Source organism: Sinorhizobium sp. BG8 (genome assembly GCF_016864555.1).
Lineage (GTDB): Bacteria > Pseudomonadota > Alphaproteobacteria > Rhizobiales > Rhizobiaceae > BG8.
In genome coordinates this window covers 1,460,504-1,476,459 of record NZ_CP044011.1, presented here as the reverse complement: position 1 = coordinate 1,476,459, position 15,956 = coordinate 1,460,504, and the positions used below count along the sequence as shown (strand labels likewise).

General features: G+C 60.6%; 16 protein-coding genes. 6 read left to right on the top strand and 10 right to left on the bottom strand.

The annotated features are described in order from the left end of the window. Position 1 precedes the first annotated feature (1 nt). The 7 genes from F3Y30_RS06835 to F3Y30_RS06805 all read right to left on the bottom strand — a co-directional run bounded on the left by F3Y30_RS06835 (position 2) and on the right by F3Y30_RS06805 (position 7,895). Positions 2-1,327, bottom strand: coding sequence for an extracellular solute-binding protein (locus F3Y30_RS06835; protein WP_203425734.1), 1,326 nt, complete (start codon positions 1,325-1,327; stop codon positions 2-4). Between the two features lie 412 nt (positions 1,328-1,739). Beyond that, on the bottom strand, positions 1,740-2,273 hold the full coding sequence (locus tag F3Y30_RS06830; protein WP_203425733.1) for a gluconokinase: 534 nt from the start codon (positions 2,271-2,273) through the stop codon (positions 1,740-1,742). After that, the gene (locus F3Y30_RS06825) at positions 2,263-3,255 is read right to left on the bottom strand and encodes a peptide ABC transporter ATP-binding protein (RefSeq protein ID WP_203425732.1); all 993 of its coding nucleotides are present in this window, start codon (positions 3,253-3,255) and stop codon (positions 2,263-2,265) included. Before F3Y30_RS06825 ends, F3Y30_RS06830 begins: the two co-directional genes overlap by 11 nt. After that, the gene (locus tag F3Y30_RS06820; protein ID WP_203425731.1) at positions 3,255-4,268 is read right to left on the bottom strand and encodes an ABC transporter ATP-binding protein; all 1,014 of its coding nucleotides are present in this window, start codon (positions 4,266-4,268) and stop codon (positions 3,255-3,257) included. The genes F3Y30_RS06825 and F3Y30_RS06820 overlap by 1 nt, the downstream gene beginning before the upstream one ends. Continuing rightward, complete coding sequence (locus tag F3Y30_RS06815; RefSeq protein WP_203425730.1) at positions 4,268-5,188, bottom strand: ABC transporter permease subunit; 921 nt, start codon at positions 5,186-5,188, stop codon at positions 4,268-4,270. The genes F3Y30_RS06820 and F3Y30_RS06815 overlap by 1 nt, the downstream gene beginning before the upstream one ends. An 11-nt stretch (positions 5,189-5,199) precedes the next feature. Next, the gene (locus F3Y30_RS06810; RefSeq protein ID WP_203425729.1) at positions 5,200-6,204 is read right to left on the bottom strand and encodes an ABC transporter permease subunit; all 1,005 of its coding nucleotides are present in this window, start codon (positions 6,202-6,204) and stop codon (positions 5,200-5,202) included. A 95-nt stretch (positions 6,205-6,299) separates the two neighbouring features. Next, entirely contained in the window at positions 6,300-7,895 is a 1,596-nt protein-coding gene (locus tag F3Y30_RS06805) for an ABC transporter substrate-binding protein (RefSeq protein ID WP_203425728.1), read from the bottom strand. Positions 7,896-8,408: 513 nt separating this feature from the next. Here F3Y30_RS06805 and F3Y30_RS06800 point away from each other — a divergent pair. After that, a complete protein-coding gene (locus tag F3Y30_RS06800; RefSeq protein WP_203425727.1) occupies positions 8,409-9,134 on the top strand; it encodes a helix-turn-helix transcriptional regulator in 726 nt (241 codons plus the stop codon). Positions 9,135-9,282: 148 nt separating this feature from the next. Then, complete coding sequence (locus tag F3Y30_RS06795) at positions 9,283-9,687, top strand: hypothetical protein (RefSeq protein ID WP_203425726.1); 405 nt, start codon at positions 9,283-9,285, stop codon at positions 9,685-9,687. 37 nt (positions 9,688-9,724) lie between these two features. On the opposite strand, the gene rirA is transcribed toward F3Y30_RS06795, so the two are convergent. Then, on the bottom strand, positions 9,725-10,183 hold the full coding sequence (rirA, locus tag F3Y30_RS06790) for an iron-responsive transcriptional regulator RirA (RefSeq protein ID WP_203425725.1): 459 nt from the start codon (positions 10,181-10,183) through the stop codon (positions 9,725-9,727). A 175-nt stretch (positions 10,184-10,358) separates the two neighbouring features. Here rirA and F3Y30_RS06785 point away from each other — a divergent pair, with 175 nt between their 5' ends. Then, positions 10,359-11,405, top strand: coding sequence for a Fe(3+) ABC transporter substrate-binding protein (locus tag F3Y30_RS06785; RefSeq protein WP_203425724.1), 1,047 nt, complete (start codon positions 10,359-10,361; stop codon positions 11,403-11,405). Between the two features lie 100 nt (positions 11,406-11,505). Here F3Y30_RS06785 and F3Y30_RS26590 read toward each other — a convergent pair whose 3' ends face one another. Together F3Y30_RS26590 and F3Y30_RS06775 are read right to left on the bottom strand one after the other, a co-directional pair. Beyond that, on the bottom strand, positions 11,506-12,006 hold the full coding sequence (locus F3Y30_RS26590) for a calcium-binding protein (protein WP_203425723.1): 501 nt from the start codon (positions 12,004-12,006) through the stop codon (positions 11,506-11,508). A gap of 378 nt (positions 12,007-12,384) precedes the next feature. Further along, complete coding sequence (locus tag F3Y30_RS06775; protein WP_203425722.1) at positions 12,385-13,881, bottom strand: CoA-acylating methylmalonate-semialdehyde dehydrogenase; 1,497 nt, start codon at positions 13,879-13,881, stop codon at positions 12,385-12,387. 109 nt (positions 13,882-13,990) lie between these two features. On the opposite strand from F3Y30_RS06775, the gene F3Y30_RS06770 reads away from it, so the two are divergent. The 3 genes from F3Y30_RS06770 (at position 13,991) to F3Y30_RS06760 (ending at position 15,647) form a co-directional block, all read left to right on the top strand. After that, positions 13,991-14,872 carry a LysR family transcriptional regulator gene (locus F3Y30_RS06770; RefSeq protein ID WP_203425721.1) on the top strand — a complete coding sequence of 294 codons (882 nt, stop codon included), beginning with the start codon at positions 13,991-13,993 and terminating at the stop codon, positions 14,870-14,872. Positions 14,873-14,981: 109 nt separating this feature from the next. Continuing rightward, the gene (locus F3Y30_RS06765; protein ID WP_203425720.1) at positions 14,982-15,233 is read left to right on the top strand and encodes a DUF982 domain-containing protein; all 252 of its coding nucleotides are present in this window, start codon (positions 14,982-14,984) and stop codon (positions 15,231-15,233) included. Between the two features lie 198 nt (positions 15,234-15,431). After that, positions 15,432-15,647: a DUF982 domain-containing protein gene (locus tag F3Y30_RS06760; RefSeq protein ID WP_203425719.1), complete on the top strand. Its 216-nt coding sequence runs from the start codon at positions 15,432-15,434 to the stop codon at positions 15,645-15,647. Positions 15,648-15,956 lie beyond the last annotated feature (309 nt).

Below are 15,956 nucleotides of genomic sequence, written 5' to 3'. Positions count from 1 at the left end.
ATCAGAGCTTCCCGTCGTCCTCGAAGACCTCGGTCCAGTCCTTGACCAGAGAGTCGAGAGCTTCCTTGGCCGTGCCCTGGTCGGCCACGACATAGTCGTGCAGCCGCTTCTGCATGGCCTGCAGCAGGATGGCGTAGGACGGTTCCTGCCAGAAGTCCTGTACCTGGTTCATCGCAACGAGGAAGTCCGCGGCAAAGGGCTGGCTGTCCTTGAACGAGGGATCGTTCAGGACGGCATTGTGCACGGCATAGCCGCCGAGCGACCACCACTTCTTCTGGACGTCCGGCTGGGCGAACCACTTGATGTAGGCAAGAGCGCCATCCATGTTGTCGGTATTGGAGACGACCGAGATGCCCTGGCCGCCGAGCGTCGAGGCGGCTGTCGCTTCCTTCGGATTGACGAAGAACCCGATCTTGTCGCCGCCGACGTTCTCGTCCTTGGCAAGGCCGGGGAAGAAGGCGAACCAGTTCATTGCCATCGCCGCCTGCCCGGATTTGAAGGCATCGAGCGTCTCACCCATGTAGGCGTCGGTGTAGCCCGGAGGCGTGCAGCACTTGTAGAGCTCCTTGTAGGCCTCCAGCCCCTTGACCGCCCCTTCCGAATTCACGGCCCCGTCCATGTCGTACTTGCCGGGCGTGTTCTCGTACTTGAAGCCGTAGGGATAGAGAGCCTGGGTGGCGCCCATCGCGATGCCTTCCGAGGCGCGCTCGGTAAAGATCGCCGCGCCGTAGACCTTCTTGCCGTCTATCTCCTTGCCATTGAAGAACTTGGCGGTCTCGAGAAGCTCATCCCAGGTCTTCGGCGGTGCCAGGTCGCGACCGGTCTTTTCCTTGAATTCCGCCTGGATCTCGGGTTTGTTGAACCAGTCCTTGCGGTAGAACCATGCGTTCGCATCGCCCATCGCCGGCAGCGCCCAGTAGTTCGGCGTGCCCTTCGGCCAGGTGGAATAGGCATTGACGGCGGCTTCGGCGAAGTCGCTCATCTTTATGCCTTCCTTGTCGAAGAAATCATTGAGCTTCACGTAGTAGCCGTTTTCGGCCGAGCCGCCGATCCACTGGCTGTCGCCGATCAGCAGGTCACAGAGCTTGCCGCCGGAATTGAGCTCGTTGAGGATGCGGTCCGCGAAATTCGGCCACGGCACGAACTCGAATTTCATCTGCGTGCCGGTCTGCGCCGTGAAATCCTTCGACAGTTCGACCAGTGCGTTCGCCGGGTCCCAGGCGGCCCAGCAGAGGGTCAGTTCATCGGCTTTCGCCAGGCTCGGCAGTGCTGTCGACAAGGCAAGCGCCGACGCAACCCCGAGAAGGGTTTTGCTCACGTTTTGCATGCGATCCTCCCAGATTGAGAAACGGCCCCACGCCGATCCCCGAATACTCCCGTCTTCCTCATGCCCGGCACGGCCCTCACTCCGCCATGTTGAGCATTATGTTTAGTGATACCTACTTTACTAAACACATCAAGTGGCAATCGTCGCTGCGCCGCACACTGGGGATCAGGGAGGAGTAAGCCAAGACCACGCAAAATTTGCGTTTTGACAGGGAGAAACAACGACTTCATGCAAGCGGTTGCGTTGCACATTTTGTTGAATTCGTTCCCTAAATCTTCCAGACAGGAAACTAACCCGGCGCAACACCCCACGCGCTGCGGCCCGTGGGGGCTCGTGGGCAGCCTCACGCCGCCGGAGATCATGCGAATCTCCGGACAGGTGGCGTCACTCAACAAATGTCAGTATTGCTGCCCTATCTCGACCGGGCACCAGCCGTATCGAGCGCTCCGAGCGCGTCCGCGATGATGCGGTCGAGCGGCGCATCGATATCGACGACCACGACCCCCGACTCGCCCGTCGGATCTTCGAGGGTTGCAAGCTGGCTGTCCAGCAGGCTCGCCGGCATGAAATGGTTCTTGCGGGCGGACATGCGGCTCAAGAGGAGTTCGCGGCTCCCCTTGAGATACACGAAGGAAAGCCCGCCACCTGCGGCACTGCGCAACCGCTCGCGATAGACCCGCTTCAAAGCGGAGCAGGAAACGACGATTCCCTCGCCCCGCGCGCGAGACGCCGACATTTCGCCGCCGATCACCTCCAGCCAGGGCCAGCGGTCTTCATCGGTCAGCGGAATGCCCTTGGACATCTTTTCGACATTGCGAGCCGGGTGTAGCTGGTCACCTTCGACAAAGCGAAGGCCGAACGATCGGGCAATTCCCTCGGCGACCGAGGTTTTGCCGCAACCGCTGACACCCATCACGACAATGGCAAGAGGCTCGCTAGACTCCATGCTCTGCGTGTCCCTGTGCTTCCTCGGCCAAGGGAAGCGGATGGAAGCAGGCGTACTGATGCGTGGCTGAGCCCTCGAGCAGCGGCATCTGCTGACGGCAGGTGTCGGTCGCGCGCCAGCAGCGCGGATTGAACGGACAGCCGAGCGGCGGCTTCAGGGGCGAAGGCAGCTCGCCCTGCAGCTGGATACGCTGCCGCTTGCCTTCGGGATCGGCGACCGGGGTCGCGGACAGCAGGGCGGCCGTATAGGGATGCTTCGGATTTGCGAAGACCTCTTCAGCCCTTCCCGTCTCGACCGGGCGGCCGAGATACATCACCATCACGTCGTCGGCGATGTGGCGTACCACCGACAAGCCGTGCGAGATGAACAGGTAGGCAAGCCCCATTTCCTTCTGCAGGTCCATCAGCAGGTTTAGCACCTGCGCCTGGATCGAAAGGTCGAGCGCGGAGACAGGTTCGTCCAGCACAAGCACCTTCGGCCGCAGCATCAGCGCCCGGGCAATCGCGATACGCTGGCGTTGGCCACCCGAAAACATGTGCGGATAGCGGTCATAGTGTTCCGGACGAAGGCCGACCTTCGTCATCATTTCCTCGACCTTGCGCCGGCGCGTTGCCGCGTCGTCCTTGGTGTTAATGACCAGCGGTTCCTCGAGCAGCGTTCCGACCTTCTGGCGCGGGTTCAGCGAGCCATAGGGATTCTGGAAAACGATCTGCACGAGGCTGCGCAGCGCCTTGTCGCCGACATGGGCCGGCTTGCCGTCAATCAGCAGCGTGCCGCCGCTCGGGTCCTCGATCATCGTGACGAGCCGCGCAAGCGTGGACTTGCCGCAACCCGATTCCCCGACGACCGCAAGCGTGCGGCCGGAGTGAAGCTCGAAGGTCACGCCGTTCAGCGCCTTGACGGTGGCCGCCGGTTTGAACATTCCGCGCGAGACGGAATAAAAGCGGGAAAGGTCCTTCCCCTGAAGTACTGCCTCGCTCATCAGGCGATCTCCCTCGTCAGCACGGCAGTCTTGCCGGGATGGTTCAGCGGGATTCCCCCGACCAGCGGATAGTTGCACAGCGCGTTACCGAGCTCCGGTCCCTGCAGGGCGACCGAGCCGGAACAGAGTTCGGTCGCAAAGGAACAGCGCGGAGAGAAAAGACAGCCCGTCGGCCGATCATGCTGGCCCGGGACGACACCGGGGATCGAAGGAAGCCTGCCGCCCACGGTCGCCCGCTCCGGAAGGGAGGACAGCAACGCTGCGGTATAGGGATGGTGCGGATCGCGGAAGAGTTCGCGCACCGGCTGCTCCTCAACCTTCTGGCCGGCATACTGCACCTGTACGCGCTCCGCCGTTTCCGCCACGACCCCCATGTCGTGCGTGATCAGCACGAGCGCCATGTCGTTTTCCTTCTGCAGACGGACCAGCAGGTCGAGGATCTGCGCCTGGATCGTCACGTCGAGCGCGGTCGTCGGCTCGTCGGCGATGAGAAGCTTCGGATTGCAAGCGAGCGCCATGGCGATCATCACGCGCTGGCTCATGCCGCCGGACATCTGGTGGGGGAAGTTGGACAGACGATCCTCCGGCGCCGGAATGCCGACGAGCCGAAGGAGCTCGATCGAGCGCTGCCGACGTGCCGCACGGCCGAGGCCCATGTGAATGCGCAGGGTCTCGCCGAGCTGATAGCCCACGGTGAAGCAGGGGTTGAGGCTCGACATCGGCTCCTGGAAGATCATCGCCATGTCCTTGCCGATGATCTTGCGCCGGTCACGCGCGGAAAGGCGCAACAGGTCCTTTCCGTCGAACGCCATGCGGTCCGCAGTGATCTTCGCAGTCCACGGCAGAAGCCCCATGACAGCAAGCATGGACACCGACTTGCCGGAGCCGGACTCGCCCACGATCGACAGGATTTCGCCCTTGTCGCAGGAAAGAGAGACGCCATCCACCGCCCGGAAGAGGCCGGAGGACGTTTCGAATTCCACGGTGAGATTCTTTATCTCGAGAAGGGACATCACGACCTCTTCAGCTTGGGATCGAGGGCATCGCGCAGGCCGTCTCCCATGAGGTTGATGGCAAGCACGGTGATGAGGATTGCAAGGCCCGGGAATGTGACGACCCACCAGGCGCGCTGGATGAACTCACGCGCTTCGGCGAGCATGGTGCCCCATTCCGGCGTCGGCGGCTGCGCGCCCATGCCGAGGAAGCCGAGCGCCGCCGCATCGAGGATCGCCGCGGAAAAGGCGAGCGTCGCCTGAACGATCAGCGGTGCCAGACAGTTCGGCAGGATCGTCTTGAACATCAGCCGGAGCGTTCCGGCACCGGCGACCTGCGAACCGATCACGTACTCCTTATTGCGCTCGGTCATGACCGAAGCACGGGTAAGACGCACGAAATGCGGCTGGTTCACCAGCGAGATGGCGATCATCGCGTTCAGCAGCCCTGGCCCAAGCACGGCCACCAGCACGAGTGCCAGCAGCAGCGACGGGAACGCCAGGATGATATCCATGATGCGCATGATGAAGGTGTCTATCTTGCCGCGGAAATAGCCTGCGACAAGGCCGATCAGTACGCCGCTCAGCACCGACAGGGTGACGACGACGAGGCCGATGAAAAGCGAAAAACGCGCGCCATAGATCAGCCGCGAGAGGATGTCGCGACCGACGGCGTCGGTGCCGAGGAGATGGCTGGCGGAACCACCCTGCTGCCATGCCGGCGGCAGCAGAAGCAGTTCGCGGTTCTGTACGCTCGGGCTGTGCGGAGCCACGAAGGGAGCGAAGATCGCCACGACGAGGATCACGAAGAAGATCGCGAGGCCAATCACCGCGCCCTTGTTGCGCGAGAAGTAGAACCAGAATTCCGAAAGGCCGGACGGCGGCGCAGACTTGACTTCGGCGACCTTTGGTTGGGCAGCCTTGATATCAACGGTGCTCATTGTGCCACCTCCTATCGCCGGATACGCGGGTTCACGAACCCGTATGTGAGATCGACAAGCAGGTTGACGATCATGATCACCCCGGCAATCAGCATCAGACCTCCCTGAACGACGGCGTAGTCGCGCTTGAAGACGGAATCGACCATCCACTTGCCGATACCTGGCCAGGAAAAGATCGTTTCCGTGAGGATCGCGCCGGCAAGCAGTACACCCACCTGCAGGCCGATCGTGGTGATGACCGGAATCATCGCATTGCGAAGCGCGTGCACGCCGATGATGCGGAAGGGCGAAAGGCCCTTCGAGCGCGCGGTGCGGACGTAATCCTCGCCGAGGACTTCCAGCATCGCGGAGCGGGTCTGGCGCGCAATCACGGCAAGCGGGATAGTCGCAAGGACGATGGTCGGCAGGATCAGGTAGGTCACGGCCGATTTGAACGCCCCGGACTGGCCGGAAAGCAGGCTGTCGATCAGCATGAATCCGGTGACGGGCGGGAAGAAGTACATCAGCGAGATGCGTCCCGAGACCGGGGTCCAGCCGAGATACCCCGAGAAGAAGATGATGAGCAGCAAGCCCCACCAGAAGATCGGCATCGAATAGCCAACGAGGGCAACGCCCATGATCGTCTGGTCCAGCCAGGTTCCCCGCTTGACGGCTGCAAGCACGCCCGCGGGGATGCCAAGACAGACTGCGAGAATGATCGCACAGATCGACAGCTCGAGGGTCGCGGGGAAGAGGTTCAGGAAGTCCTGCAGAACCGGCCGCTTGGTGACGATCGAGCTGCCGAAATTCCCCGTCACGAGCCCACCGAGATAGTCGAGGTACTGGACGATGAGCGGACGGTCGAGACCGAGCTGGTGCATGAGTTCCGCATGGCGTTCAGGTGACATCACCCGTTCACCCGACATCAGCATCACTGGGTCACCGGGCAGAAGTCGAATGAAAGCGAACGCGATGATCGACACCCCGATGAACGTGGGTATCAGGACGGCAAGCCGTCCGAAAATGAAGCGTAGCATGGGAGCCAATCCCTTTTTTGAAAACCGGCGGCCCGAATGTCTTCGAGCCGCCGGCATACGCACGCTCTTTTGTGGCGTGCCTGTTTTTTGTTAGTTTACTCGGCGATATCCACACCGTCAAAGCGGTGGTATCCGAGCGGATCCTGGACGAAGCCCGAGACCTTCTTGCTCATCGGGATAGAGACGAGGGAATGGTCGATCGTGTTCCACGGTGCTTCTCTCTTGAAGATCACCTGGGCTTCCTCATAGAGCTTCGTGCGCTCGGCAACGTCAGCGGTCGCCTTCGCCTTGGTCATGAGGTCGTCGAACTCTTTGTTGCACCACTGCGCGCGGTTGTTGCCGCCGACAGCGTCGCAGCCAAGCAGCGTATCCAGGAAGTTGTCCGGGTCGCCGTTGTCGCCGGTCCAGCCGAGGATGACGGCACCGTCGCGGGCCTTGTCGGACGAGAGCTTCAGGTACTCCGCCCACTCATAGGAGACGATCTCGACTTCAACGCCGACCTTGGCCAGATCCGCCTGCATCAGTTCGGCGGCGCGGCGTGCGTTCAGCATGTAGGGACGTGCAACGGGCATGGCCCACAGCTTCATCTTGAGGCCGGAAACGCCGGCTTCATCAAGCATCTTCTTGGCGGCTTCCGGATCATACTTGTCGTCTTCGACGGCGTTGTTGTACGACCACATTGTCGGCGGGATCGGGTTTTTCGCAACCGTTGCCGCACCCTGGAAGACGGCGTCGACGATTGCCTGCTTGTTGACCGCCATGTTCAGTGCCTTGCGCACTTCGGCCTTGTCGAACGGAGCGACGAGCGTGTTGTAGGCCACGTACGAGACGTTGAGGCCTTCCTGTTCGGAAACGCTCAGGTTCGGATCGGCCTTGAGGTCCGCGACGTCAGCGGCATTCGGGTAAGGCATGATGTGGCATTCGCCGGCCTTCAGCTTCTGCGCGCGAACGGCCGCATCCGTGGTGATCGCGAAGACGAGATCGTCGATCTTCTGCTGGCCGCCCCAGTATTCCGGGTTAGCCTTGTAGCGGATCGCGGCGTCCGTCTGGTAGGCGACGAAGGCATATGGACCCGTTCCGAGCGGCTGCTGGTTCATCAGCTCCATCTTGCCGTCGGCGGCGAGCTTGTCGGCGTATTCCTTCGACAGGACGGAGGCGAAGTCCATCGCGAGGTCCGCCATGAAGGGGGCTTCTGGACGGTTGAGCGTGAACTTGACCGTCAGGTCGTCAACCTTCTCGATCGACTTGATCAGTTCCGGGAAGCCCATGCCGGCAAAGTATTCCCAGGATGCGCCGGCGACGTACTTGTTCCAGGCGTTGTCCGCCTTGTACTGGCGCTCGAAGGAGAAGATCACGTCGTCGGCGTTCAGGTCACGCGTGGGCGTAAAGAACTCGGTCGTGTGAAACTTCACGCCGGAGCGCAGCTTGAAAGTGTAGACGGTACCGTCTTCGGAAACGGTCCAGCTTTCGGCGAGACCCGGTTCGATTTCCGTGCTGCCGTGCTTGAATTCGACCAGGCGGTTGTAGACGGTGCGCGAGGATGCGTCGAACGTGGTTCCGGCCGTGTAGAGACCGGGGTCGAACCCCTCGGGCGAACCTTCCGAGCAATAGACTAGAGTCTTGGACCAGGCGGCTGATGCCATCATGGAGGCAAGCGCGGTCGCAGCGAGCAGAGTAGTCAGCTTTTTCATTGTGAGCTTCCCAGTTTTTTGTTCTGTTGTTCCAGACGCGGGCATTTTTGAGCCCCGTCTTGCGCGGATGGAACGATATTTGCCGCGCGAATGCAATAAGTCCGCGAACATATTTGTCCAAATGGAAAAAATTGCCGGCGCGGCTTATGAAGTAGATCTCCACAGGATTTCGCGTTGGTTCCCTTCCGTAAGGGAAGTATGTCCGCGCCCCCCGATTTTGGCGCAGTCATGTGAAGGCTTTGTTGTCCATGCCCCAGTATTGTCTCCGGACCACATCGAAATATGCCTTGCCCTCCCCTCGACAAACAGCCAAATCGCTGAGAAGAGGGTTTCGACGCAACTTTAGGGTGGCCATTCACGCACCACTTATACGAGAATTTGGAAAACGATTTCCCGAAATGGGTCACCATAGGGATGGATTTGATCCGCAGGATTGCCATATGCCAATAAAGTTCTTGCCGCCAAAAATTGTGGCGTTAAGTTTCGGCAGTTAAACAGAGGAACCGGGGCCCCGTGGGCGCACTTACGCAGCATCATCGCCGCTACGACTTCGAAAGTGATTTGGAGAACGCTCTCAATCGCGTCGATTTCTTTCGCATTTTCCACATGATGGCGCTCAGATACCGGTTCGAGCACTTCGCCGTGCTTCAACTGGCAAACGAACACGAGGTCAGCAATCTCGGCAGCCGCCTCGTTCTCCACGATCTTCCGGCGGGCTTGACGGAAACCTACGACAAGCGGCACCGCTTCAGCGATTCAGCCGCATTCCGGCGCTTCCACAAGTCCGTTATATCCACGGCCTGGCGTACAGAGGACGACGCCGACCTCAACGGCTCCGGCAACAACAGTTCCAATTTCCTGGCGCAACTCGGATTCGAGTTTGCGCTTTGCGTACCGGTCCATTCGGCCACCGGGATGCGCTATGTCGTCATGTTTCTCGGCGACGACGACAGCATCAGCCGGCCGGAGCATTTCCAGCTTTGCTATGAAGCAACCTGCGCCTTCGACTACTATTATCGCGCGGTTCTTGCCAACAAGGCGGGAATGGGACTGACCCCGAGGGAGACAGAGATCCTCCGCTGGATCTCCTACGGCAAGACCGCGAGCGAGATCGCACTCATAGTCTCGGTTTCGGAGCATACGGTGAATTCACACACGGCAACCATCCTTAAGAAGCTGGATGTCGTGAACCGAACTCAAATGGTTGCCAAGGCCATTCGCGAACAGATCATACAGTGAATAAATACCGCTGGCGGCATGCCGGCTGTCGAATCTTTCCTTCCGTAACGTTAGGGGCTTGTTAACGGCGATGGACTGAATGAGAGTGGCGGCAGAACGGCATGTTCGATCGAGGGTTTTGCCACTGATCAGGTAGGTGCGGCATCACATGGTAGATACAGTGCAGATCTTGCTCGTCGATGACGATCCGGCGGAAAACGTCATCCTGCGCGCGCTCATGCGCAAGGTGAGCACCTTCGCGATTGACCTTCGCTACGCGCCCACCGTGGACGCGGCGCTCGACTTCATCCGCAAGGAGGGATCGAAGCTGGACATGATCCTGATGGACAATCGCCTGCAACCGCAAGCGGACTTCCGGGAGACGGTCCCGGAACTGCGGCGCAACGGGTATATCGGACCAGTCGGAGTCATTTCCGCATCGATTACCGACGCCTATTTCCAGAACATCGACGACTACGGCGTCGACTTCCGCATAGACAAGTCGGAACTCGATCCGACCGCGATCGAATTCATCATCCAGGAATTCGTGAACAAGGATACCGGCGCCGCCTAACGGCCGCGCCTCAGGCCCCGCGACGCCCGCCGCCCTGTCAGGCGGCCGGCTTTTGCGACACCACGTCGAGGCCGAGCAACTGACCGATCTGCGGCCGAGCCTTCACAAGATCGTCGATCGTGTACTGCTGCAGCACTTCGAAGAAGGCGTTCAGGGCCTTGCGAAGAGCCGAGTTGAGGCCACAGCTGTCGACAAGCGGGCAATCGACCTCACCGGCCTCGAAGCATTCAGCCATGGCGAACGAGTCTTCCGTCACCTTGACCACGTCGAAGAGGGTGATCGCGGAGGCGGGCTTCGGCAGGCGAACGCCACCATTGCGGCCGCGCACGGTCTCCACCAGCCCGGCCTTGGTCAAAGGCTGGAGGATCTTGAACAAAAACAGCTCCGAAACGCCGTATGCCCTGGCGATCTCCGGAATGCGGCTGAGCTTTTCTCCATTGGCGGCACAATACATCAGCATGCGCACCGCGTAGTTCGTTTGTTTCGTCAGGCGCATTTCCAGCTCCGAATCTGGGTCACAGGTTTCTGACATATAGGATGGATTGCAGTTTGGAACAATTCCAAAAACCAGAAAATCACTTTCATGTTATTGGCACCAGCGCGGATTGACCGGGAAGAAGATCGCCTCCAAAGGTGAATTCGCAAGTCAACATATATGAAGGGAGGCCACTATGCGACCGCTCACGAACGCCCTTGCGGCGGGCACACTCATCCTCGCAGCGACCGGACTGGCAAGCGGGGCTCATGCCGACGGCGAAGTGAATGTCTACTCCTACCGCCAGCCTGACCTCATCAAGCCGCTGCTCGATGCTTTCCAGAAGGAAACGGGGGTCACCGCCAATGTACTTTTCCTCGACAAGGGCCTGGTCGAACGCATTCAGGCGGAAGGCGCAAACTCGCCTGCCGACGTCATACTGACCGTCGACATCAGCCGCCTGACCGAGGCCAAGGATGCGGGCGTAACGCAGTCGGTCAAGAGCGAGATCATCGATAGCGACATCCCGGCACAGTATCGCGATCCGGACGGCAACTGGTTCGGCCTTACCACGCGCGGCCGCGTTGTCTACGCCTCCAAGGAGCGCGTTCCGGAAACCGAAATCACCTATGAGGACCTGGCCGACCCCAAGTGGAAGGGCCGGATCTGCACCCGTGACGGCCAGCATTCCTACAACATCGGCCTTTTTGCCTCGATGCTCGCGCGCCATGGTGAGGCGGAAACCGAGAAGTGGCTGACGGGTCTCAAGAACAATCTGGCCAAGAAGCCTGACGGCAGCGACCGCGACCAGGCGAAGGCGATCTTCGCCGGCGAATGCGATATTGCGCTCGGCAACACCTACTATGTCGGTCTCATGATGACCAACGAGAAGGAACCGGAGCAGAAGGAATGGGCGAGCGCCATCAAGGTGCTGTTCCCCAACTCGAACGATCGCGGCACCCACGTGAACATCTCCGGCATGGCGATGGCCAAGAACGCGCCGAACAAGGAAAACGCCCAGAAGCTCATGGACTTCCTCGCCTCCGGGGAAGCGCAGGAGATCTACGCCGAGCAGGTCTTTGAATATCCGGTGATGCCGGGCAAGGAACCGGCGGACATCGTCAAGGGATTTGGCCAGATCAAGCCCGATACGCTGCCGCTTTCCGAGATTGCCGCGAACCGGAAGAAGGCCTCCGAGCTCGTTGACAAGGTCGGCTACAACGACGGGCCGGCTGGCGAGTAACTTGCCGGGTGGCGCCTCGAGAGGGGCGCCACCCTGTTCGCCGGCCGATGCGGGTACGGCACCGGGCAACGGCCCCCTGGAGCGCTACGACAGCTCTTTTTCAGAACAGATAGATATCGGACGCCTTCAACCCATCATGGTTTGCCAGGACCGCGACCAGGTGCGCGCTGCCGCCGCCCTTGCCATCCTCGTCGTAGTAGAACCCACCATTCTTCTTGTTATAGATGAAATGGTCGTCGGCATCCGCGGCCTTGGTGCCGGCGTGGAAATAGGTGGAGGCAAGCTTGCCTGACGACACCGCGTCGAACACGGAGCTGTCGAGGAAAAGCCTGTCCCCGTCGGCATGCTTAAAGTCTTTGATCGTGTCGCGGTCAACCGTCTCGAAGCTGCGGAATATGAACGTATCCTTGCCGCTTCCGCCGCTCAGTATGTCGCGACCTTCGCCTCCGTGAAGCTTGTCGTTTCCGGATCCGCCCAAGAGAAGGTCGGCGTCGCCGTGACCACTTAACCGGTCATTGCCACCCCCGCCCTTCAGCACATCCGGCTTCGACGTGCCATCCAGTATATCGGACTTGCTGGTACCCGTTATGAGCTTCCGCATGTGACCTCCTCCCGGCCTTCACAATCGCAAGACATCCCTGCAATCCAAGGCATTGTTGAATCCATTCGGCAACCTTGTGCATTTCCTGCCGGAGACCATGATCTCCAACAGTTCTCGGAACGGACTCCTGCAATGAACGGAGCAGTCTTCTGGGGCCGGTCTTCTTCCGTCACACTGCATAGTCGGGCAGAGAAGAGCTCCCTGCAGCCGGAAACTATGCTTTTTGGGCCACCTTCCGGACAAGCCTGCATTTCGATTTCCGAGGCGCCATCAATTGGCTTGGCGGCTCCACCGAAGTGCTCACGGCACCTATCCCCTCCCCCAACGAAAAGAGGGCCCCTTGCGGAGCCCTCGTTCGATTTCTCTGGTACGGAGCGATCAGCGCATCGTCGGCATGACGAATTCCGCGCCATCCTTGATCCCGGACGGCCAGCGGCTCGTCACGGTCTTCGTCCGCGTCCAGAACTTGATCGAGTCGATGCCGTGCTGGTTGAGGTCGCCGAACGACGATGCCTTCCAGCCACCGAAGGAATGGTAGGCAAGCGGTACCGGGATCGGCACGTTGACGCCGACCATGCCGATGTTGATGCGCGAGGCGAAATCGCGCGCCGCATCGCCGTCGCGGGTGTAGATCGCGACACCGTTGCCATATTCGTGCTTCATCGGAAGCGAGAGCGCCTCCTCGTAGTTCTTGGCGCGAACGACCGAGAGGACCGGCCCGAAAATCTCGGTCTTGTAGATGTCCATGTCCGGCGTGACATTGTCGAACAGGCAGCCACCAACGAAATAGCCGTCCTCATAGCCCTGGAGCTTGAAGTCGCGACCATCGACGACGAGCTTTGCGCCCTCCTCGATGCCACGATCGATCAGCCCCTTGATGCGCGCCTGGGCTTCCTTGGTGACGACCGGCCCCATGTCGGCCTTGTCGTCCGTGTAGGGACCGATGCGCAGCGATTCGACCATCGGGACGAGCTTGTCGATCAGGCGATTGGCGGTTTCCTCGCCGACCGGGACGGCAACCGAGATCGCCATGCAGCGCTCGCCGGCGGACCCGTAACCCGCACCCATGAGGGCGTTGGCTGCCTGGTCGAGATCGGCATCCGGCATGATGATCATGTGGTTCTTCGCACCACCGAAGCACTGGGCGCGCTTGCCGTTCATCGCTGCCGTACCATAAACGTAGCGGGCAATCGGGGTGGAGCCGACGAAGGAGACGGCGGAGATGTCCGGGTGCGTCAGGATCGCGTCGACCGCACCCTTGTCACCGTTGACGACGTTGAGGATACCGGCCGGAAGGCCTGCCTCGATCATCAGTTCTGCAAGACGGATCGGAACGGACGGATCGCGCTCCGAGGGCTTCAGGATAAAGGCATTTCCGCATGCGATCGCGGGTGCGAACATCCACATCGGGATCATGGCCGGGAAATTGAATGGCGTGATGCCGGCGCCGATGCCGACGGCCTGGCGGATCGAGTACATGTCGATATTCGGGCCTGCGCCTTCGGTGAATTCGCTCTTGGCGAGATGGGGAATGCCGATGACGAATTCGCAGACTTCCAGCCCGCGTACGATGTCGCCCTTCGCATCCTCGATCGTCTTGCCATGCTCCTTGGAGAGCATCTCGGCGAGCTCGTCCATATGATGGTTGAGGAGGCTCACGAATTTCATGAAGACGCGCGCGCGGCGCTGCGGGTTCGTTGCGGCCCACTTCGGCTGGGCAGCCTTGGCACTTTCGACAGCGGCATTCAGCTCTGCATCGCTTGCCAGAGCCACCGTTGCCTGAACTTCGCCGGTCGCGGGGTTGTAGACGTTGCTCGTGCGCCCGCTGGTACCGGGAACCTGCTTACCGTCGATGAAATGGCCGATCTCTTTCATGGGACGTTCCTCCATTCGTTTATGGATTCACCATGGCACTACAGTTTACTCAACTCAATTGCCTGATGTAAGGAACCGTTGTGCAGAAATTAAAGCCCGAGGTGGAATCGTGAACTGGGACGATGCGCGGATGTTCCTTGCTGTGGCGCGCACTGGGCAGCTTCTCGCCGCGTCCAAACGCCTTGGCGTGAACCACGCCACGCTCAGCCGGCGGGTGAGCGCGCTGGAAAAGGACCTGAAGACGCGGCTACTGATCCGCCGCACCAACGGCTGCGAACTGACGGCGGAGGGCGAGATCTTCCTCGATGCCGCCGAGCGTATGGAAACGGAGATGCTGGCAGCCCAGGCGAGCATCGGACGCATCGATACCGTAGTGGCAGGAACGGTGCGCATCGGCGCTCCGGACGGCTTCGGCGTATCCTTCCTGGCACCGCGCCTCGGCAGATTGACGGCACGCCACCCCGAACTCAAGATCCAGCTCGTGCCGATACCGCGCTCCTTCTCGCTTTCCCGCCGGGAAGCCGATATCGCGATCACGCTCGAACGCCCGGACCAGGGGCGGCTCGTTTCCGCCAAGCTGACGGACTACACGCTGGGTCTCTACGCCAGCCAGGACTATCTCAATCGCAACGGCACGCCGACGGCGGTGGAGAGCCTGAAGGCGCACCGGCGCATCGGCTACGTCGAAGACCTGATCTACACCGCCTCGCTCGCCTTCACCGATGAGATCATGCGCAGTTGGGATGCCTCCTTCGAAATCTCGAGCGCGACCGGGCAGACCGAGGCCGTCCGCTCGGGAGCAGGGATCGGCATCCTGCACAACTACATTGCGCGCCAGTATCCGGAGCTCGTTCGTATTCTGCCCGAAATCGCGATTCGCCGGGCCTACTGGACCACGTGGCACGAGAGCGCCCGCGACCTCGTGCGGGTGCGCACCGTGGCCGAGTTCGTGCAGGAACTCGTTGCCCTGGAGCACGGGATCTTTCTCTGAGTTGCGGCACATCCAGGGACCGGCTCCGATTTTCCGGCGACGGCACGGTTTGTCGGAAACCTTCCGGCGCCTCGTGCGTTTGGAAGCAGCGAACACTGGAGTGCAAACCTTGTTGAATACCGTCTCCTGGGAGAGCCCGCTCTCGGTCTGGCTACCCGAAGTTCAAGAACCCCAGATCGTAGATGATGTCAGTGTCGCCGCGGCGCTCCTCGCCGAGCAGTGGCCCGTGACCCATGGCAAGGCATACCAGCACGCATTGGCGACTTGCGCCCGCGTCCGTGAAGGAAAATGCGCTGCGGCAGTTGCGAGGCGGGCCTTCCTGGACGCCGCGCACGAGGCCGGAGTGCGCGTACTGCGCTAAGTGCGGTTTTGACAAAAATAAGCCAGATTCACACGCGACTGGACCGAAATCACCGAAAATGTCCGGTCGGCAAACGAATTTGATTCGTTTTTCATCCGTTTCCACGAAAGAACTGTGAAACTTTCGGCATTTTCGGAAGAACTAATGTTCGGCATCGGGAGGAGCCAGACTATGATGGATATACCTTGGAGCGCCCCTGTGCGCGTCGAAATCAAGAACGGCAAATATCGGATGATTCACGGGCCGGTCGAGGCACTGGAGTGCCTGACCCGCGAGTGGCCGGTACGCGACGGCCCATATTTCGATGCCGCCAAGAAATCCTGCGAGGCGGCGATCGCCCGCGCCAAGCCAGCCAGCGAAGCCCGAGACATCTTTATCTCCGCATCGCTAGAAGCCTTCCTGAGAGTCCACTAGCCCTTCCCTTCCGGAACCAGTCTCATAGGTCCACAGATCCTCATTCGCGGTGACGGGCGGAGCCTTGCGTGCGCCGCGAATGAGAGGCGGACACTCCCTCGCAGTGAGGACTCTCGAGCAGTGTCGAGGATTGCCTGGAGGGCACTCCCGACGCCTCACAGACGATCCGCCGAGGCCCTCGCCTTCCTGGCGTGGGCCGTGATGGTGGTCCACTTCCACTATGTCCGGTCGATGCGCGCCCGATAGCTAATCGCTGCGATCGAAGCATCGGCCATTTTCATGGGTCGTGTGTTTAGAAATCTGCACCTT